Origin of the sequence: Ensifer sp. ENS11, from assembly GCF_014851895.1 — a bacterium.
Lineage (GTDB): Bacteria > Pseudomonadota > Alphaproteobacteria > Rhizobiales > Rhizobiaceae > Ensifer > Ensifer canadensis.
On sequence record NZ_JACVAN010000077.1, the window covers coordinates 1 to 403 of the forward strand.

At 62.8% G+C, this 403-nt stretch carries 1 protein-coding gene; it reads left to right on the top strand.

Going from position 1 to position 403, the window contains the following annotated elements; all coding sequences use genetic code 11:
- Positions 1-403, top strand: a 403-nt coding sequence (locus IB264_RS34295; protein ID WP_246811887.1) for an isocitrate/isopropylmalate family dehydrogenase, incomplete at both ends; no start/stop codon positions are given.

The window sequence follows — 403 nt, forward strand, 5'->3', positions numbered from 1 at the left end:
GTCTGCTCGATGGAAAAGCGCAACGTCATGAAGTCGGGCGTGTTGTGGAACCAGGTGGTGACCGAAACCCACAAGGCGAAATATTCCGATGTCCAGCTCGAGCATATGCTGGCCGATGCCGGCGGCATGCAGCTGGTGCGCCAGCCCAAGCAGTTCGACGTCATCGTCACCGACAACCTGTTCGGCGACATGCTGTCGGACGTGGCGGCGATGCTGACCGGCTCGCTCGGCATGCTGCCTTCGGCCTCGCTCGGTGCACCGGATGGTGTCACCGGCAAGCGCAAGGCGCTCTACGAGCCGGTGCACGGTTCGGCCCCTGACATTGCCGGCAAGGGCATCGCCAACCCGATCGCCATGATCGCCTCGTTTGCCATGTGCCTGCGCTACTCCTTCAACCTGGTGA